Raw genomic sequence first — 19,569 nt, 5'->3', positions numbered from 1 at the left:
GTTATAAACGTGTCTTGTATCAGATTCCATGCCGTCTGCCGCCCTCCGTGCGTCTACAAGAATAGATCAACTGCCAGCGATACGAAATGCGATTGTGCGAGGTTCGCAGAATAACGCACCGTTTCGCGGCCGCCATCAGAGATGAAAAAGCGCCCGCAGGCGCTTTTTCTTGGGCTTTACACCGTTATTGCAGCACGGAGATATCCGCCACCTGCAGGAACAGCTCACGCAGCTTGCTCAACAGCGTCAGGCGGTTCACGCGCACCGCTTCATCTTCTGCCATCACCATCACACCGTCGAAGAACGCATCCACGGTTTCACGCAGTGCGGCCAGTTCAACCAGCGCTTCCTGGTAGCGGCCTTCGGCGAAGAACGGCTCCAGCTTATCGCGCAGCACCACCAAGTGGGTTGCCAGCTTCAGCTCGGCCGGTTCTTTCAATACCGAAGCGTGGACGTGGTCCAGCAGCGTATCGTTGGATTTGGCCAGGATATTGGAAACACGCTTGTTGGCAGCGGCCAATGCGCCAGCGGCTTCCAGCGTACGGAAATGTGTCACCGCTTTTACCCGAGCGTCGAAATCGGCAGGCTTGGTTGGACGGCGTGCCAATACGGCCTGGATGGTATCTACCGCGTGGCCTTCTTCCTGATACCAGGCGCGGAAACGGCCCAGCATAAAGTCGACAACCTCGTCGACCACCTTGGCGTTGGTCAGCTTGTCACCATACAGGCGGACAGCCTCTTCGGTCAGGGTTTGCAGATCCAGCGGCAGGTTTTTCTCAACGATAATACGCAGCACGCCCAGCGCAGCACGGCGCAGTGCGAACGGGTCTTTATCGCCTTTTGGATGTTGCCCGATGCCGAAGATCCCGGCCAGGGTGTCCATCTTGTCGGCAATCGCCAACGAGCAGGCCACCAACGATTGCGGCAGTTCATCACCGGCAAAACGTGGTTGATACTGTTCGTTCAACGCCACCGCCACGTCTTCGGCTTCACCGTCGTGGCGCGCATAGTGCATGCCCATGACGCCTTGGGTGTCGGTGAATTCGAATACCATGTTGGTCATCAGATCGCACTTCGACAGCAGCCCCGCACGCGTTGCGTGGTTGACGTCGGCCCCGATCTGGCCGGCGATCCAGCCCGCCATGGCCTGGATACGGTCGGTCTTGGCGCGCAGGGTGCCCAGTTGCTGTTGGAACAGCACGGTTTCCAGACGCGGCAGGTTGTCTTCCAGGCGTTGTTTGCGATCGGTATTAAAGAAGAATTCGGCATCCGCCAGACGTGGGCGCACCACCTTCTCGTTACCGGAGATGATTTGCTGCGGATCTTTCGACTCGATATTGGCGACGAAGATAAAGTTCGGCAGCAGTTTGCCCGCGGCGTCATACACCGGGAAATACTTCTGATCGCCCTTCATGGTGTACACCAGCGCTTCCGCCGGCACCGCCAGGAATTTCTCTTCGAACTTGGCGGTCAGCACCACTGGCCATTCGACCAACGAAGTAACCTCTTCCAGCAGGCTCTCGCTCAGATCGGCTTTACCACCAATCTGTTGTGCAGCCAGCTCGGCATCGCGCTTGATCAAGGCCTTGCGGGTTTGATAATCCGCCACCACTTTGCCGCGCTCCAACAGGATCTGCGGGTATTGATCGGCGTTATCGATGGTGAACTCGGCTTCACCCATAAAGCGGTGGCCGCGAATAGTGCGTGCTGAGTCAATGCCCAGCACGGTGCCAGGGATCAGTTCTGCACCCAGCAGCATGGTCACGGTATGCACCGGACGGACGAACTGGGTTTCTTTATCACCCCAGCGCATCAGTTTCGGGATTGGCAGCTTGGACAGCGCGGTGCTCACCATTCCTGCCAGCAGTTGCTGGGCAGATTGGCCTGGCACATGAGCGCGATACAGCAGCCATTCGCCTTTATCGGTCACCAGACGCTCGGCCTGATCGACGGTAATACCGCAGCCACGCGCCCAACCTTCGGCCGCTTTGCTCGGTTTGCCTTCGGCGTCAAACGCCTGGGCAATCGCTGGACCGCGTTTTTCAACTTCACGATCGGCTTGCGCTGCACGCAGATCCGCCACTTTCAACGCCAGGCGGCGCGGAGCGGCAAACCACTTCACTTCGCCATGTTCCAGGCCAGCGTTGTCCAGTTCAGCGGTAAAGTTGGCGGCAAAGGCTTCTGCCAGTGAGCGAAGAGCCTTCGGCGGCAGCTCTTCCGTGCCGATTTCCACCAGGAAAGTCTGTTGTGTCATAGCTGCCTCTACTTCTTGTTACACATTGGGAAGCCCAGCGCTTCGCGGGAAGCGTAGTAGGCCTCGGCAACGGCTTTGGTCAGCGTGCGAATACGCAGAATATAGCGCTGACGCTCGGTAACCGAGATCGCCTTGCGTGCATCCAACAGGTTGAAGGTATGAGCAGCCTTGAGGATACGTTCATAAGCCGGCAGCGGCAGCGGTTTCTCCAGTGCCAGCAGCGTTTGTGCTTCCTTCTCATACTGCTCGAAGCAGGAGAACAGGAAATCGACATCGGCGTATTCGAAGTTATAGGTGGACTGCTCCACTTCGTTCTGATGGAACACGTCGCCGTAGGTGGTAACGCCCAACGGGCCGTTGCTCCACACCAGATCGTAGACGCTGTCCACGCCCTGGATGTACATCGCCAGGCGTTCCAGTCCGTAGGTGATCTCGCCGGTGACCGGTTTGCACTCCATACCGCCAACCTGCTGGAAATAGGTAAACTGCGTGACTTCCATGCCGTTTAACCACACTTCCCAACCCAGGCCCCAGGCACCGAGCGTCGGGTTTTCCCAGTTGTCTTCCACAAAGCGGATATCGTGGATGGTCGGATCCAGACCCAGCTCCTTCAAGGACCCCAGGTAGAGTTCCTGAATGTTTTCTGGCGATGGCTTAATCACCACCTGGAATTGGTAGTAATGCTGCAGGCGGTTCGGGTTTTCCCCGTAACGGCCATCGGTTGGGCGACGTGAAGGTTGCACATAGGCGGTGGCCATTGGCTCCGGGCCCAGTGCACGCAGGCAGGTCATAGGGTGGGATGTCCCCGCGCCAACTTCCATGTCCAGCGGTTGCACGATGGTGCAGCCCTGGCGCGCCCAATAGTCCTGTAGTGTCAGGATCAGACCCTGAAAGGTCTTGGTATCAAACTTTTGCATGTTGATTTCGCACGCGATACAAGTGGATTTAACAGAATGGGTCAGTATACCCGTTGACCGTAAGATATACAGCCAGAATCCCACAGCAAGTGTCAATCTTCGTGAAAAAAGCGTGCTTTGCGGCCACTTGAGGCAAGATCGGGTTGATAGACGCCTGCAGGCAACGTTGAGCTCTTGGCCACTCTCATTTCCGATCGGCAAACACCGGCCTGATGAGCTTCAGTTCGACGCCAAGCCTGATAGCATGTTTGGCATTGGTAACGCCTAATTTTTTGACCACGTTGCCGATATGATATTTTACTGTGGTGAGCTTGATCCCCAAAATCAGCGCGATTTCCTGATAGGACTTCCCCATGCTTGCCCAGTAGATAACCTCATTCTCGCGCTTGGAGAACAGCTCTTTTGGGTCGACCTTGTCATAATCGCTGGTGTTATTCAGTTCGTGATAGAGTGCGGTCAATTTATCATGCACGGTGATCAACAGCATTTGCAGTTTATGTTGGTTCTCTTTGATAATCTCTTCTATATTTTCGTCGCAGGTGTCATCCATAATAAGAGACAGTACCACCAGATTATTGTTATGATCGTGCAACACAAACGTATAGCCATTGATGACATTATAGTGTTTGGCCATATCAAAAATATTGGGGTAACTTAACCCAGTGCCAACCGTAATATTTTCATCCCAAGAGAAAGGAGTCACTCGGCGGGATGTGGTAATCAATACCGGATCGATAAACTGATAGTTATTTGCGGTATAAAACTCAAACCATTCTGTTTTATTGGATATTATAGCGAAATTGGCAGGATTTATTTTACTCATAATGGCATAAGCGTATTTTATGCTGTTATACTCTTGCAAGTTCATTTCCAAATAACTCTTTATGACTGAGTTAATAAATTCATTATTAAAGAATAAACTCGGCACGCAAAATCCCCTTATAGAAATCCCCATTACAAATTTCACAGCACAAGCACAGCATGGAAGTCATATTTTATCATAAAAAAACAGAAAACTAACAGTGAGTAAAAGAATCTGTGATCTATTTAATAAATAGCACCATGATAATTTTAATGCTTGATATATTTAATGAAATGACTGTGTGATTTTTAACCACCACAAGCCTAAGGCATCACCGTCTGACTTTTTCATTCCATTAATAAAGGGATTGCGAAAACCCACGTGGTAAATTTTTAGTTGCTGAGGTGTTTTTTGCTGGGTGTTTTTTTGCCAAAAAATGTTAACACTCTGCAAAAGAACACTACATAACACCTGCTACTCACTGACTTTATGATATTAATACCGGGTTAAAGCCAAAAAACTAATGATAGATGCAGCGATTGATACGTTTTTTATATATTTCAGGCACGCAAAAGCGCTCCCACTCGTTGATTAGCGAGCGAGAGAACAATTGACAGACAACTTATTATTTATAATAATGACAACAAAATTTCCCTGGTGTTGGCCAAATTGGCTCCTGATCCTTTAAACGGGATCAGTTTTTTTTTGTATTTAAATTCTTTTCTCTTATGCCGCAACAATAAAGTCTTTTAGGGGCAAATGATAGTTATACTAAAGTACAGTCAGGCACTGTACTTTTCGGTGAAGGGCTTGGGTAAAGCGATGGTAAACAGGGCTGACAGCCAGGTATATCGGGCTCTGTCCCGCAATTATAGTCAGCGCAGCCCCCCTATTTTTTCCCGGCACCAAACTGTCTGGCACCGGGCAATTAGGATTAAAGCCATCCTTCAAAACCGCGCGCTGACCCCCACGTTGTACATAAATTGCTCACCACTGCTCAAGCCGCTGGTTTGCGAAACCGTCGCAAACGCCGCCACCCGATCGCTCAATGGCATATTCGCTCCCAGGGTCACATCCATCCAGTTTTTGTCCTGGCTGGCGCTGTCGCGGGTGAATGAGGTCTGAGTCGATTTCAATCCACCGCCTGCCCGGTAAACACCATCACCGAACTGATGCTGATAACTCACCTCCGCATACGGATTCAGCACCCCGAGCTGGCTATCCAATCGCCACCCTATAGCGCCGATCTGCGAATGATAGGTCTGATCGTTGAAACGCATTGCCGTACTGTCGTCACCATTCTCGCTATAACCGGAGACGTTGCTGTAATCCCAGGCAAACTGGGCCATCGGCCCGGTGGTCAGGTACGAAGCGATCGGGAAGTCATACCCCGCAGTAACGCGTGCGCCCCACTGCTTACCATCGGTATCGCCGGTTTCTGTACGGGTTAGCGAACCCAACTGCATACTGCGGTTAATATCGTCGTAATTCACGCTGGCATAGTGCAAATCGGCATTGACCCATCCCTGCTCAAATAGCGTCACGGAGCTGAAGGCCGACAGCAGCACGCCCCGCGCCTTATAATCGTAACGGCTGGAAGGCTGTTGATTGTCGTTGGAAGCCGAGATCAGCGCACCTATCAGCCACTTATCAGTCAGTTGGTAATCCACACCCAGCGTTAGGTTATGCGTGGTGGCGTCGCCATCTCCGGCAACCGTATTGGCAGAATAATCATAACGTTGCCCGGCATAGCCGCCGAACACCCCCAACGCCCCCTGCGGATTGCTGCTGGTGCGTAACTGCTGAAAACGGCTGTCCAGGGTGGCACGGCTATCACGCGCGAAGGCGGCGGTTGCCTGATTGAGTGCCACCGCCTGCGTCGGGCCATCCAATACCGCCTGAATATAATCGGCGATCAGTTGGTGAGCCTGCGGGCTTGGGTGGAAATGATCGGCAAACAGATAAGCCTGCTCGCTGTTAAAGCCTGGCGTGGTTGAACGGCATACCGCCGAAGAAACGCCAGCTGGGCAGGCCATACCGGCAGTGTTGGTAAAACCAAACTGGCCCGGATTGGCGATCGCCTCACTGAACAGTTTGTTGACATCAACGCGCACGATATTACCGCCGCCCTGAGCCAACAGACGATCTTCGCTCTGGTTATAAAAATCGGTAAGTTGAGCGGCCTGGGCGCTGAAACTGTCAAACGCCGCGCTCAATTGGGCAGCAATGGCCTGCTGCACCTGTGGATTGCTGCTGGCCTGCTGTGCAGCGGCACCTAAAGCCTGGTGGATCGCCTGCTGGCGCGAAGCGTTATCCGGCGTGGCGATGGTATTAAGCTTGCCGTACGCCGCCAGTATGGCCGCCCCCTGCACCGGCCCCAGCGCCTGCTGGATAATCAGTTCCATCAATTGCGGGGTTGAGCCGATATTTGGTACCGTCGGCACAATCACCGTCCCGGCACCGGCGTTCAATAAAGCGTGCACCTGGGTCGCCGCGGCCAGGGCGCTGGTATAGGCCACCTCCGGTGCGGTTGCCACATTCATCGCCGCGGCGGCCAGATCGTTGCCGCCAATCCAGTGAATATACAGACCGTCACCGTCGGCCCTGCCGTTAACCCGGGCAAGGTAGCTTTGTAGCTGATCCTCGGTGTTGTCCAACGGGTTTAGCGCCGGTACGGCCACGCCACCACCGGCAGCGTAGTTGTAGCCACCGTTATCGGACGCCACCAGCGCGGCGCCGATACGTTGGCCCAGTAATTCGTCATACAGCTGATGTTGGTGGCTGTCATAGGTGAAACGGCCGTTATTGCCGGTATCACTCAGGCTGTCACCAAACACGTAAAGTTGATCATAAGCCTGTGCCGAAGCACTGAGGCAAAAAGCTAAAGTCACGGCAAGCACCGTTGGGGGGCGCTTACCTTGTATTTTCAGAGGCATAAATAGACTCCTGAGAGTCAGAAATAGAAGAAATCTGAGACTGCTGACAAACCACCACAGGCTTGCTAAACGGGCACATGCAGTGCACCTATGGTCGAACAGCTGCGAGCCCATACCCATTGAGCAATATCGCTACTTTGTCATCATCCTCAATCACTGTTCTTATCGTTGTCTAATCTCACCTTATTCCCTATGGATTTCAAGGGATTTCAAGCCTCAGCCTGAAAAAAGACGGGTATAGCCATGTAGTAAATATTGTGGGGATTCATCACATAACGTCAAGTTAACTGACGATAAATCGTGCAAAGGGTTGCCAAGAGGACAGCTTCCGGCGATGATTACCTGTAAATAAATACAGCATAAGGAATCCTAGTATGGCCAACGAACGTTGCGGTTGGGTTACCGCCGATCCGCTATATCTTGAGTATCATGACAAGGAATGGGGCGTACCCACCACCAACGCACGCGAGCTGTTCGAAATGCTGTGCCTGGAAGGCCAGCAGGCGGGTCTTTCCTGGATCACCGTGCTGAAAAAACGTGAAAACTATCGCCGCGCCTTCCACCATTTCGATCCGCAGCGCATCGCAGCCATGACCGAGCAAGACGTGGCAGCGCTAATGCAAGACAGCGGCATCATCCGCCATCGCGGCAAGATCGAGGCCATTATCAACAATGCCAAAGCCTATCTGGCAATGGAGACCGCCGGAGAAGATTTTGTCACCTTTATCTGGCAGTTCGTCACCGGCAAGCCGCTGCTCAATCACTGGCAGGCGCTAGGCGAAGTCCCCGCCAAAACCGAACAATCCGATGCCCTGTCCAAGGCATTGAAAAAGCGCGGCTTTAAATTTATCGGCTCAACCACCTGCTATGCCTTTATGCAGGCCAGTGGCCTGGTGAACGATCATCTTACCGGTTGCTTCTGCCACCCAAAGCAGCGCCAGGCATGATCCGCACCGCCAATCCGGCCGATATCGAGCCGCTGATGACACTGTGGCTGGCGAGCACCACCCAGGCCCATCCGTTTATCGCGGCCGATTATTGGCAGCAAACCGCCCAGTTGGTGCGTGAAAGCTATCTGCCGCGCGCCAAAACCTGGGTTTATCTGCACAACCAGCAGATCGTCGGTTTTATCAGCGTGCTGGACGAACGTTTCGTGGGTGCGCTGTTTGTCGATGAGCGCTTCCACGGCCAAGGCGTCGGTGTCGCGCTGATGGAGCACGTGCAACAACAGCACGGCTGGCTAAGCCTGGAGGTGTACGAGCAGAACCTGCGGGCCTGCGCCTTTTACCGCAAACTTGGGTTCAGTGAAGTACAACGCCAGCTCAATCAGGAGACCCTGGCCCATACGCTGATCATGAACTGGGCCACCGCCGAACTGCGCTACCCCTGAAGCAGCTGCGGGCGGGCTTTGTCATCCCAGCCCGCATCTGGCACTGTGGCTGCCAACGCGGAACGGATCATCTTTGTCGGCGCAGGAACATCCGTTGACCAAAGTATGATGAACGCGGATACCAACGGTGCTCGAAACATTTTAGCGGCAGGACATGCCGTGCTTGCCTGTGGAGGGATGGTGCAGTCAGGCCGCCCGTCGAAGCAGGAACCCGTCGAGGCGAGTCAGACTCTGGTCAGAACGCTGTAGGGATCTCCGCCCTTTAGGGCGGGGAGGATGTCAAATCGATGATCCTTATTCTCCAGCGATATGCATAGAAACACGGTCGCCATTATTTTATCGGTGTCTGGAGAAACGCCGGAAATTCTCAAGCTGACGAACCAATTTAGCCTGCATAACCGTAAGATCGCCAGCAATGGCGAAACGTTAGCTTAACCGCCTCTCCTCGGGGCGAAACTCTTCGCCCCTTTGTCCGAAAGATCCCTCATTCCGACATTAATTCAGTTTCTTCTGGTTCCCAAACGGCGATTTGGTGGCTACCTTCCTGCCTGGCTTACAGGTTCATAATTTGTCACGATTTTTCCCGGAACTGCTGGCCAAAAGGTACGTCATAGTTGCGCGGCCCGTTTGGGGTCCGCGGCTGAATGCCGATAATTTTGCGCCTCCAGCTTGGAGAAGCGCGCGCAGATATCCCTGCTATTAAAGGAACTAACAATGAAAAAACGCATTGCGATAATTGCTGGTGCGGTCGCCGTTGCCATGACGCTATCGGCTTGTACCACCAACCCTTACACTGGGGAGTCAGAAGCCGGAAAAGCCGGTATTGGCGCTGGCGTTGGCGCAGCCCTGGGGGCCGGTATCGGCATGATCTCTTCATCGAAAAAAGACCGTGGTAAAGGTGCGCTGATCGGCGCCGCAGCCGGTGCCGCATTGGGCGGTGGGGCCGGATACTACATGGACGTGCAGGAAGCCAAGCTGCGCGACAAAATGAGAGGCACCGGCGTTAGCGTCACCCGTCAGGGCGATAATATCGTGCTGAACATGCCGAACAACGTGACCTTCGATACCGACAGCAGCACGCTGAAACCGGCGGGTGCCAATACCCTGACCGGCGTGGCGATGGTGCTGAAAGAGTATGAAAAAACCGCCGTCAACGTGGTGGGGTACACCGACAGCACCGGGGCTCGTGCGCATAATATGACGCTGTCTCAGCAACGTGCGGACGGTGTGGCCAGCGCGCTGATCACCCAAGGGGTCGCCGCCAACCGCATCCGCTCAACCGGTGCCGGCCCGGATAACCCGATTGCCTCCAACGGCACCACCGCAGGCAAGGCGCAAAACCGCCGCGTTGAGATCACCCTCAGCCCGCTACAGTAATCCCGTGCGGGGCCGAAATAGGCCCCGCCGGCGTACTTTTCCTGCCACAGCCCGCATCCTGACATGGGTCATTCCCGGCTTTAGGCTTGGTGTGTTAGTCTCCTTGGCATTGAACCGCAGGGGAGATTGGCTGTGAGCAGTGATAAAGCAACGCGTGCCTCAGGGCGCGCCACCATCAGTGATGTGGCAAAACACGCCCAAACCGGCAAAACCAGCGTGTCGCGCTACCTCAATGGTGAACAGCACCTGCTCTCCAACGCCCTCAAACAACGGATCGACACCGCGATCCAGCAGCTCGACTATCGCCCAAGCCAGATGGCACGTAGCCTGAAGGGCGGGCAAACGCGGCTGATCGGCCTGATCATCGCTGATATCACCAATCCTTATTCCGTCGACGTGATGCGCGGTATCGAAGCCGCCTGCCGCCAGCATGGCTTTACCCTGCTGGTCTGTAACACCAATAACGAGATCAATCAGGAACAGCACTATCTCCAGTTGCTGAGCAGCTACCGGGTGGAAGGGATCGTGGTGAACGCCGTCGGGATGCGTGAAGACGCCCTCTCCATGCTGCAACAGTCGATGCTGCCAATGGTACTGATCGACCGTAAAATCCCCGATTTCGCCTGCGATGTGGTGGGCCTGAATAACCACGAGGCCACCGCCACCGCAACGGAACACCTGTTGCAACAGGGTTTCGAGGCGATCCTGTTCCTCAGTGAGCCGATTGGCACCGTGAATACCCGGCTTGAGCGTCTACACGCCTTTCGCCAGACCATGGCCAAACACCCCGATTTGTCCGCCGAACAGGCTGAAATCCCACTAAACGATGCCGAAAAGCTGACCACGGTATTACAAACCTTCAACACCCGCCATCGCGGCATGCGCAAAGCGGTGATCTCCGCCAACGGTGCCTTAACGCTGCAAGTTGCGCGCGCTATGCGCCACCTTGGCATGCAATGGGGCAACGACATCGGCCTGCTGGGGTTTGACGAACTGGATTGGGCCGAACTGGCCGGGGTGGGGATCACCACCCTGAAACAGCCCACCTACCAGATAGGACATGCCGCGTTGGAGCTGCTGGTGCAGCGTATCCAGGGCCTTGATGCTCCCGTTAGCGAGCAGCTATTCTCCGGTGAGCTGATCGTTCGTGGTTCCACCCAGCGCTGACCCCTCACCCTAACCCTCTCCCACAGGGAGAGGGAACCGATCGAGTTCATTGATTGCTTTGCGCATACCTTGCTTTCTTGTTTTTCCTCCCTACTTTCCGGAGTTGCACGGGCTAACGACTTACTCTGGACAGCTCCTACAGGGAACCGATCGAGTTCGTTGATTGCTTTGCGAATACCTTGCCTTTCTTGTTTTTCCTCCCTACTTTCCGGAGCTGTACGGGCTAACGACTTACTCTGGACAGCTCCTACGGACCGATCGAGTTCGTTGATTGCTTTGCGCATACCTTGCTTTCTTGTTTTTCCTCCCTACTTTCCGGAGCTGCACGGGCTAACGACTTACTCTGGACAGCTCCTACAGGGGACCGATCGAGTTCGTTGATTGCTTTGCGCATACCTTGCCTCTCTAGTGCTTACTCCCTACTTTTCGCAGTTGTACGGGCTAACGACTTACTCTGGACAGCTCCTACGGACCGATCGAGTTGGCCTGAAAGTACGGTGACTCATCATATGCATGTGTTGACTCTCCCTGGATAAATGGAAGCTCAAACTTTGCTGAGATTATCTCCGTTCCTTCATCAGAGCAGAGACTATCAGCTCCCTCTCCCTGTGGGAGAGGGTTGGGGTGAGGGGCCGTTTTTTAACCAACTCCGTGATTGCGATCATAGTTCTGCATGCTGCTACTTTTCAATGGAACCGGTTCCATTTACCGTTGCGACAACAGTAGCGGTGGTGATACGTCACCTCAGGAGCCAAAGATGAAGCAACAGATTATGGTAGTAACCAGCGCCTACGGCAACGACAGGGTGCAGCAGCTAGGTGGTCAGGCGGCGCTGTTACCCCTGATCGCACAAGCAGGTGCAGACGGCGTGGAAATCCGCCGTGAACTGCTTTCCCCGCAGGAGCTGGACGCTTTGCCAACCCTGGCACAGGCCCTGCAGCAACACCAACTGGCCACCGTGTATTCCGCTCCTGAATCACTGTTCACGCCACAGCATACCCTGAATCCGAACCTGCCCGCCTTTTTGGCGGAGGCGAAAATCCTGCAAGCCAGTCGTCTCAAGCTGGCTTTGGGTCACTACCAGCCGGGCTTTGATTTTACCGAGTTAAAAATCGCGCTGGGGCAATCCGCAACCCAACTGGTGGTCGAGAACGATCAAACGCCAGACTGCGGCATCCTGTCACTGATGAATGCCTTTTTCCAGGCGGTGGAAGCGAGCCAGTTGCCGGTCGGCATGACGTTCGACATGGCCAACTGGCATTGGGTAGGGCAGGACGCCCTGGCCGCCGCCACTCTGCTGACCGCACACGTCGGCTATATTCACGTTAAAGCCGCAACCCCAGGCCCACGTGGCTGGCGCGCCATTGCGCTGGATGACACCGACGGTAGCTGGCGCGAGGTGCTGGCCCGCTTGCCGCAAGATGTGCCACGCGGCATCGAGTTCCCGCTACAGGGCAGCGATCTGGAGGCGGTAACTCGCCATTACGTGGATGTATTACGTAGGGAGCAGGCATGATGAGCACGCAAAATCCTTTAGACGTCGTGACGCTGGGTGAAGCCATGGCGATGTTTGTCGCAGCGCAAACCGGCGATCTGGCCGAGGTTGAAAGCTTTACCAAACGCATCGCCGGTGCCGAGCTGAACGTAGCGATCGGGCTGGCCCGCCTGGGTCTGAACGTTGGCTGGGTCAGCCGGATAGGTAACGACTCCTTTGGCCGTTTTACCCTGCAACAGTTGGCGAAAGAAGGGGTTAACGCCCAGCGGGTCACCGTCGATGGTCGCTATCCAACCGGTTTTCAGTTGAAATCTAAAAATACCGATGGAACCGATCCCAACGTGGAGTATTTCCGCAAAGGCTCCGCCGCCAACCATCTGTCCAGCGCCGATTTTGATCGCGACTATTTCGCCGGGGCGCGCCACCTGCACCTGAGCGGGGTGGCCGCCGCCCTTTCTACCGAGTCGCTGGAGCTGTGCCATTTCGCCGCTGCCGAGATGCGTGCCCTGGGCAAAACCATCTCCTTCGACCCCAACCTGCGCCCGGTGCTGTGGTCTAGCCGGGAGTTGATGATCGAACAGCTCAACAAACTGGCCTGCGCAGCCGACTGGGTGCTACCAGGGTTAAAAGAGGGCCAGATCCTGACCGGGCAATCCACCGCAGAAGGCATCGCCGATTTCTATCTGGAACGCGGCGTACAGGCCGTCATCATCAAAACCGGGCCAGAGGGCGCCTGGTTTAAAACCGCCGCGGGTGATAAGGCTGCGGTACCAGCGATCAAAGTCACCAACGTGGTAGATACCGTCGGTGCCGGAGACGGCTTCGCGGTCGGGACGCTGAGCGCCCTGCTGGAAGGCAAAACGCTGCTACAGGCGGTGCAACGCGGCAACAAGATCGGTTCGCTGGCCATCCAGGCCATCGGCGACAGCGAAGGGCTGCCAACCCGCGCCGCACTGGCAGAATAATCATTTGCTCCAATAAGCGCCCACCTCTGTCCCTACAACCGAGGCACGCCGGGAGAGCACAAGCCCCAGCGGATGGCTGCAAGCCACCGCTGGTGAGAAGACTCCACTGAAGGGTTCTGCACATGACTAAAGCAACTATTGCGGCCAAACGCTGGTGGTACATCATGCCCATCGTGTTTATCACCTACAGCCTGGCCTATCTGGATCGCGCCAACTTTAGCTTTGCCTCTGCCGCCGGGATTAATGACGATCTTGGCATTACCAAAGGAATGTCATCCCTGCTGGGTGCCCTGTTTTTCCTCGGCTATTTCTTCTTCCAAATTCCCGGCGCCATCTACGCCGAACGCCGCAGCGTCAAGAAGCTGATTTTCTGGTGTTTGATCCTGTGGGGTGGCTGTGCCTCGCTGACCGGTATGGTCAGCAATATCCCGATGCTGGCGGCGATCCGCTTTATCCTCGGCGTGGTAGAAGCGGCGGTGATGCCCGCGATGCTGATTTACATCAGCAACTGGTTTACCAAGTCTGAACGCTCCCGCGCCAACACCTTCCTGATCCTCGGCAACCCGGTCACGGTGCTGTGGATGTCGGTGGTTTCCGGCTACCTGATCCACGCCTTTGGCTGGCGTGAGATGTTTATCATCGAAGGGGTTCCTGCGGTGATCTGGGCATTTTTCTGGTGGGTGCTGGTCAAAGACAAGCCATCACAGGTCGGCTGGCTGAGCGATCAGGAAAAGCAGGCGTTGCAACAGCAACTGGCCGAAGAGCAGAAAGGCATCAAGGCGGTGCGTAACTACGGCGAAGCCTTCCGCTCACGCAACGTGATCCTGCTGTGCATGCAATATTTTGCCTGGAGCATCGGCGTATATGGCTTCGTGCTGTGGCTACCTTCGATCCTGCGCAGCGGTATGCAGATGGGGATGGTTGAAGCGGGCTGGCTGTCATCGGTACCTTATCTGGCCGCCACCATTGCGATGATCGTGGTTTCCTGGGCGTCGGACAAGATGCAGAACCGTAAGCTGTTTGTCTGGCCGCTGCTGCTGATCGGCGCGCTGGCCTTCTTTGCCTCCTACGCCATTGGCCCGAACCACTTCTGGATCTCCTATGGCCTGCTGGTGGTCGCCGGTGCGGCCATGTATGCGCCTTACGGTCCGTTTTTCGCCATCATTCCGGAGATGCTGCCAAGAAACGTCGCCGGGGGTGCCATGGCGCTGATTAACAGTATGGGCGCGCTGGGCTCCTTCTTCGGCTCGTGGTTTGTCGGCTACCTCAACGGGGCGACTGGCAGCCCGGCAGCCTCCTATATGTTTATGGCTATCGCGCTGCTGGCCTCGGTGGGGCTGACGCTGATCGTCAAGCCGGCACGTAACGAAGCTCAGCCACAGATGGCCTAATCTTGCGAGTGAGGGGCTCAGCCCTTCACTCTCCTGCAATATGTTATGTTGAACATCTCGTTCGCCAGATGGAGATTTTTTGATGAAGCCTGCAATCTTGTTGTACAAAAGTATCCCTGCCGACCTGCGTGCCAAGCTGGACCAGCACTTTACCGTTCATGCCTTTGATGGTCTGCAACTGGACAACGCCGCCTTCGATCGGGCACTGCAACAGGCCGAAGGCATCCTCGGTTCCGGCGGTAAGATTGACGAAGCTTTTTTGCAACGCGCCCCCAAACTGCGTGCGGCATCCACCGTCTCCGTCGGTTACGACAACTTTGACGTCGCAGCGCTCAACGCCCACCGGGTGCTATTGATGCATACCCCAACCGTCCTGACCGAAACCGTGGCCGATACCATCATGAGCCTGGTGTTGGCCACCGCACGCCGGGTGGTCGAGGTGGCCGAACGGGTCAAGGCAGGGGAATGGCAGGGCAGCATCGGGCCTGACTGGTACGGCGTTGACGTGCATCATAAAACCATCGGCATCCTCGGCATGGGCCGCATCGGCCTGGCGCTGGCGCAGCGTGCGCACTTCGGCTTTGGTATGCCGGTGCTGTACAACGCGCGCCGTACACATGAAGAAGCAGAACAACGCTTCAATGCCCGCCGCTGCGATCTTGATACGCTGCTGGCCGAGTCGGACTTCCTGTGCATTACGCTGCCGCTCACCGAGCAAACCTTCCATCTGATTGGCCGCGAACAGCTGGCAAAGATGAAGCAGAGCGGGATTCTGATCAACGCGGGGCGTGGCCCGGTGGTGGATGAGCAAGCGCTGATTGAAGCCTTACGAGAGGGCACCATTCACGCCGCTGGGTTGGATGTGTTCGAGCAAGAGCCGGTCGCGGTCGATTCGCCGCTGCTGAAAATGGCCAACGTGGTCGCTTTGCCGCATATCGGTTCCGCCACCCATGAGACTCGCTACGGCATGGCCGAGTGCGCCGTGGATAACCTGATTGCTGCCTTGACCGGTACGGTCACAGAAAACTGCGTTAACCCGCAGTTGCTAGATGCCCCACATAAACCCGATGCTGGCTGATGACCCAACTGCACTGGCGGTGGCGTATGCCCCACCGCCGCATGCATTGATACACTCGCATAAAATAAGCACGTCTACGATGGGCTCAACCGGCCTCTTTCCTGGCCAACGTCACGCTAAACATGCCCCATGGATCCATTCTCTGCGTTATTTTCACAAAACCAGCCTGGTTTACCAACTGGTCAATTTCAAGCTGAGTCCGGCGGCGTAACAACCAGTACTCACCTTGCTTGTGACTCATTAACACACGGGCCATATAGTCTAGTTTGGGATTCCATAGTTTGGTCGTATAAATCAGATAGCCACCGTCCTGCGTCGCGTTAGCAATGCCTTCTAGCGATATCAACACTAAACTATTATCACTAAACAGTTCATAGAAACCGGATACAATGGTTAGCGTTCGATTCCGTGGAAGCGTAGCCATATCGCTTGAAGAAAAAGCATCGCCTTGCTCAAAAGTCACCGTCTGGGCTAATTTATGTTGCTGAATTAATGCATTTCCATCGTGGACATTTGACTCTACAAAGTCCCTCATCAGAACATGCTCTATAGGGTGAGCTATTTTCCCTATCGTATTAATTATATAGCTGCCATGACCGGCAGCGACATCAAGGATCCTGATTTTCTGCCGTTCTTCTGCTAACCGCTCGGTGGCAAGTAAAATCAACTCCTCTACGTGTACCTTCCTCATTCGGGTACAGTGCCAACCAATATTGGCTAAATAACATCGGTCAAGGTTTTTCCCTATCAGATTATCACCAGAAGGCTCATTTTTGTAGATGTAATCCAGAGAGATACCGGAGTCGAAACCTGTTGTCAGCCCGAGCTTAATTCCCGTAGACAGCCTACCCACATGTCTTAGGGCAAATTTATTGACGGCCCAATAAATCCTTCTGAACACATTGCTTTCCGGGAGTCGTAGTTTTTCATACTCATCTTTAGTAACACCTTTAATATGTGAGTCAAATAAGGAAGGTGTCAAATGCGTTTTTTGAAAGTGACCAGAAATAAAATCCCTTTCCCTACGCAATAGAACATTACTGGCATCTTTATGATATAAATCCGGCGGAATAAAAAGCTCTTTATCATCACTGCCAATATTGGCATAGAAAATCAACAGTGACCTGATAGCACCCATTTTCTTTCTGCTGGAGAGAATGATTTGAGTAGGCACGTGGTATGAGAATGAACTTCTAAAAATACGTTCACCAGTATATAAAAGATCGCGTCGTTGCTGTCGAGAAAGAGAGTCAGTAAATAACCCCTCATCTTTTAACGGGTGGTTATTATTCTGTCCAGACGACACCCTCACTGCCGTGCCAACTTGTTTAGGGAAATACTTGTTAATATTTTTATAAAGCCAATTTTTAAACGAAAAATATAATCCATCATACTTCTTTGATAGAAATAGCGGGGAGTAAAAAACAGCAGAACTTATGTTGGCAGCATAATCCACTATCCAGGTAGTGATAGTAATAGCACGATCGCTGTGCGAGATAATAGCAATATCGCTATCCCTGATACCATACTCCAATTTGACATGTTCAATGAACTGTTGAAAGTAGTCAGCCTGACGTGAAATATCCGATCCTTTTTGTCCTTTATCTACACGGATATCGCTGTCATCCATGTCTAACGATAAAATATTATAATCTGGAAAATCGAGTTTCTCAACGTAGCTTGCCGTCTCACAGGAGAAATCACTTTCCCGGTGAAACAGGATAACAAAGGGACGCGCTGAAACTTCGACAGCGGATCCAACGGGGAAACAACGGTACGCGATATTGTAACCATCACGGCTGATAAACGTTTTCTTCTGTTCTGTACGAGGCATGATTTTTCTGATTTAAGCTAGTTGATACCTAACGAAATGCTCGCTTAGGAGCAGCGTTGACGGACAACTCTGGTACACATTTAACGGATGCCGATGGATCTGTACCTAATAATGATACCGGAGGAAGTCATGCAGAACGCCGATACGCCGTGAACCCGCCCTGAAGCTAGTATCCCAGCGGTCGGCTAACCTGCAATGACAACCTCCTGCCTCAGGCTTGGGAAGTAGCGGCCCAAGTTATCCCTGGTTGATTTTTTGCTTTATCTTCTCAAGCAGTTTTGGTTCCCACTCATTATCCCAGCGGTTAACCAGATACTCTCTCTTCGCCAATACTTCGGGTTCACGTGCGTTAAACCCTTCTTTTATATATTTTTTACTAACCTGTGATTTATATTGAACACCAATACTATCGGTAATTTGCTTGATTGTAATATCGTGCCCCAACATTCTTGCCACATGTAGCGTTGCTGTTATAATTCGCCTGGCTGTTAGGCTGTTGTTGTTGGTGTTGTTTATATTCGAATCAACAAGCTCTTTCGTCCATAGTGTCTCTTGGTAAATGGTTTCAAACGCTTCGATTGAAATACTGCAGTGTTCCATCTCTTCAGCATAGTGATAGCCTAATAAATAAAGCACACCTAAATTACCTGACATGTTGGATATAATATCAAACCGACCATTATCAAACAGGTTATCGAAGAATGAAAAGCCAGTCATGCAGAGTTCACTTTCAAAAAGACCGATACTACGTATAGACTCTTTAAAAAACTGGCCGTCCGCCTTTTTACCGACAGCCTTATCTTGTTCAATACCAGCCAATATTGGCTCGGCAAATTCTTTATAAAGTCCGTACATAAAATCATAAACGCGTGGATGATATTTCTCCCTGGCAGGAGCAACTCTATCCTTGGTTATAAAGTTGTTAAGTTTTCGATGAGCGGCAGCATGGCGTTTCTCTTGATCGACAAAGACATGGAATCTTTCATCTTTCTGAACGGGATCGTCAATAAATTCATCATAATAATCCCCGATTTTCTGGCCATAAAACTCAAAAAACTCCAGGACGTAAGAACTCCCTAATCCAACCAGCGAGGATACCGGATCTGGATTCCAAAGATAATTGAAGTTTTCATTCAATTCCATTACGCTATAAACTTCACTTGGCACGGTTCTAAACTGCATTTCCATAATATCTTCCTTAATAGTTAAACTTCATGGTCAAATTGACAATCCGCCATCCACAACCAAGGTCTGCCCGGTAATGTGGCGCCCACCAGCCCCCAATAGGAATGCCGTCATCATGGCAATATCTTCAGGCTCACCTATTTTTCTTAGCGGCGTTAGCTTTATCAGTTGATCCATCGTTTTCTTGGGTATCGACGAAATCATGTCTGTCGCAACGGGACCAGGAGCAATACAGTTAACCCTAATGTTAAAGTTGCCTACTTCTCTGGCCAAACTCTTTGTCAAACCATACTGAGCAGATTTTGATGCCGAATAGTTGGTTTGGCCCACATTCCCTCTTAATCCTGCTATTGAGTTAATGTTGATAATACAGCCATCATTTTTGAGCAGCATAGCATTTAACAAATAGTGGTTTAAATAAAAGATAGAGTTCAAATTAGTGTTAATAACATCAATCCAGTCGTCAAGCTTCATATCAAAATGAAGAGTATCTTTTATTTTTCCCGCGTTATTTATAATTCCGTAGGGGACTCCATGCTGAGCAAGTAAAATTTCGCAAAGATCTTTTACCTCATTCACATTACCAGCGTCGCATGGGTAGCACCAGCAGACTTCACCATTAAGATTTAGAGAGATTGCCAACTTCTCGGCAATCTCTCTATTTTCCCTATAGGTAAATACCACGCGGTAGCCTTGTTGAACCAAATGTTTCACGATAGCCGCGCCTATACCGCGGCTACCTGCAGTTATTAATACTAATTTATTACCACCCACGCTA

Annotated in this window: 15 protein-coding genes and 2 pseudogenes; 10 read left to right on the top strand and 7 right to left on the bottom strand. The window is 52.9% G+C overall.

Annotation, left to right across the window (positions count from 1 at the left end):
* Positions 1 to 184 precede the first annotated feature (184 nt).
* The 4 genes from glyS to ABIE29_RS18470 form a co-directional block, all read right to left on the bottom strand.
* Positions 185 to 2,254, bottom strand: a complete 2,070-nt coding sequence (gene glyS / locus ABIE29_RS18485) for a glycine--tRNA ligase subunit beta (RefSeq protein ID WP_429620129.1) — start codon at positions 2,252 to 2,254, stop codon at positions 185 to 187.
* An 8-nt stretch (positions 2,255 to 2,262) separates the two neighbouring features.
* On the bottom strand, positions 2,263 to 3,171 hold the full coding sequence (gene glyQ, locus ABIE29_RS18480) for a glycine--tRNA ligase subunit alpha (protein WP_024483285.1): 909 nt from the start codon (positions 3,169 to 3,171) through the stop codon (positions 2,263 to 2,265).
* Between the two features lie 184 nt (positions 3,172 to 3,355).
* Positions 3,356 to 4,099 (bottom strand): helix-turn-helix transcriptional regulator, encoded by a 744-nt coding sequence (locus tag ABIE29_RS18475; RefSeq protein ID WP_429620126.1) that lies wholly within the window; start codon positions 4,097 to 4,099, stop codon positions 3,356 to 3,358.
* Between the two features lie 821 nt (positions 4,100 to 4,920).
* Positions 4,921 to 6,909: an autotransporter outer membrane beta-barrel domain-containing protein gene (locus ABIE29_RS18470; RefSeq protein WP_429620124.1), complete on the bottom strand. Its 1,989-nt coding sequence runs from the start codon at positions 6,907 to 6,909 to the stop codon at positions 4,921 to 4,923.
* A gap of 374 nt (positions 6,910 to 7,283) precedes the next feature.
* Between ABIE29_RS18470 and ABIE29_RS18465 the strand changes: the two genes are divergently transcribed.
* From ABIE29_RS18465 to ghrB, 10 genes and pseudogenes are all read left to right on the top strand, one after another.
* Positions 7,284 to 7,856 (top strand): DNA-3-methyladenine glycosylase I, encoded by a 573-nt coding sequence (locus ABIE29_RS18465; protein WP_429620121.1) that lies wholly within the window; start codon positions 7,284 to 7,286, stop codon positions 7,854 to 7,856.
* Positions 7,853 to 8,299, top strand: coding sequence for an N-acetyltransferase (locus tag ABIE29_RS18460; protein WP_429620119.1), 447 nt, complete (start codon positions 7,853 to 7,855; stop codon positions 8,297 to 8,299). Before ABIE29_RS18465 ends, ABIE29_RS18460 begins: the two co-directional genes overlap by 4 nt.
* A 111-nt stretch (positions 8,300 to 8,410) precedes the next feature.
* Positions 8,411 to 8,548, top strand: a pseudogene (locus tag ABIE29_RS18455) (RNA-guided endonuclease InsQ/TnpB family protein); the annotation flags it as partial.
* A 51-nt stretch (positions 8,549 to 8,599) separates the two neighbouring features.
* A pseudogene (locus ABIE29_RS18450) lies at positions 8,600 to 8,725 on the top strand (MurR/RpiR family transcriptional regulator); the annotation flags it as partial.
* 288 nt (positions 8,726 to 9,013) lie between these two features.
* The gene (locus ABIE29_RS18445; RefSeq protein ID WP_429620117.1) at positions 9,014 to 9,676 is read left to right on the top strand and encodes an OmpA family lipoprotein; all 663 of its coding nucleotides are present in this window, start codon (positions 9,014 to 9,016) and stop codon (positions 9,674 to 9,676) included.
* A gap of 132 nt (positions 9,677 to 9,808) precedes the next feature.
* A complete protein-coding gene (locus tag ABIE29_RS18440; RefSeq protein ID WP_429620115.1) occupies positions 9,809 to 10,843 on the top strand; it encodes a LacI family DNA-binding transcriptional regulator in 1,035 nt (344 codons plus the stop codon).
* A 757-nt stretch (positions 10,844 to 11,600) separates the two neighbouring features.
* A complete protein-coding gene (locus tag ABIE29_RS18435; protein WP_429620113.1) occupies positions 11,601 to 12,359 on the top strand; it encodes a sugar phosphate isomerase/epimerase family protein in 759 nt (252 codons plus the stop codon).
* Positions 12,356 to 13,303 (top strand): sugar kinase, encoded by a 948-nt coding sequence (locus tag ABIE29_RS18430; protein WP_429620111.1) that lies wholly within the window; start codon positions 12,356 to 12,358, stop codon positions 13,301 to 13,303. Before ABIE29_RS18435 ends, ABIE29_RS18430 begins: the two co-directional genes overlap by 4 nt.
* A 122-nt stretch (positions 13,304 to 13,425) precedes the next feature.
* Positions 13,426 to 14,694, top strand: coding sequence for an MFS transporter (locus ABIE29_RS18425; protein ID WP_429620109.1), 1,269 nt, complete (start codon positions 13,426 to 13,428; stop codon positions 14,692 to 14,694).
* Between the two features lie 82 nt (positions 14,695 to 14,776).
* Positions 14,777 to 15,772: a glyoxylate/hydroxypyruvate reductase GhrB gene (gene ghrB / locus ABIE29_RS18420; protein ID WP_429620107.1), complete on the top strand. Its 996-nt coding sequence runs from the start codon at positions 14,777 to 14,779 to the stop codon at positions 15,770 to 15,772.
* Positions 15,773 to 15,857: 85 nt separating this feature from the next.
* Here the strand turns inward: ghrB and ABIE29_RS18415 are convergent, their stop codons facing one another.
* The 3 genes from ABIE29_RS18415 to ABIE29_RS18405 all read right to left on the bottom strand — a co-directional run bounded on the left by ABIE29_RS18415 (position 15,858) and on the right by ABIE29_RS18405 (position 19,565).
* Positions 15,858 to 17,606 carry a class I SAM-dependent methyltransferase family protein gene (locus tag ABIE29_RS18415; RefSeq protein ID WP_429620105.1) on the bottom strand — a complete coding sequence of 583 codons (1,749 nt, stop codon included), beginning with the start codon at positions 17,604 to 17,606 and terminating at the stop codon, positions 15,858 to 15,860.
* Between the two features lie 237 nt (positions 17,607 to 17,843).
* Positions 17,844 to 18,794 carry a hypothetical protein gene (locus ABIE29_RS18410; protein ID WP_429620103.1) on the bottom strand — a complete coding sequence of 317 codons (951 nt, stop codon included), beginning with the start codon at positions 18,792 to 18,794 and terminating at the stop codon, positions 17,844 to 17,846.
* A gap of 30 nt (positions 18,795 to 18,824) precedes the next feature.
* On the bottom strand, positions 18,825 to 19,565 hold the full coding sequence (locus ABIE29_RS18405; RefSeq protein WP_429620101.1) for an SDR family NAD(P)-dependent oxidoreductase: 741 nt from the start codon (positions 19,563 to 19,565) through the stop codon (positions 18,825 to 18,827).
* Positions 19,566 to 19,569 lie beyond the last annotated feature (4 nt).

Origin of the sequence: Serratia sp. 2723, assembly GCF_050434425.1 — a bacterium.
Lineage (GTDB): Bacteria > Pseudomonadota > Gammaproteobacteria > Enterobacterales > Enterobacteriaceae > Chania.
The sequence above is the reverse complement of the archived record's forward strand: the minus strand, read 5'-3'. Positions and strand labels throughout refer to the sequence as shown.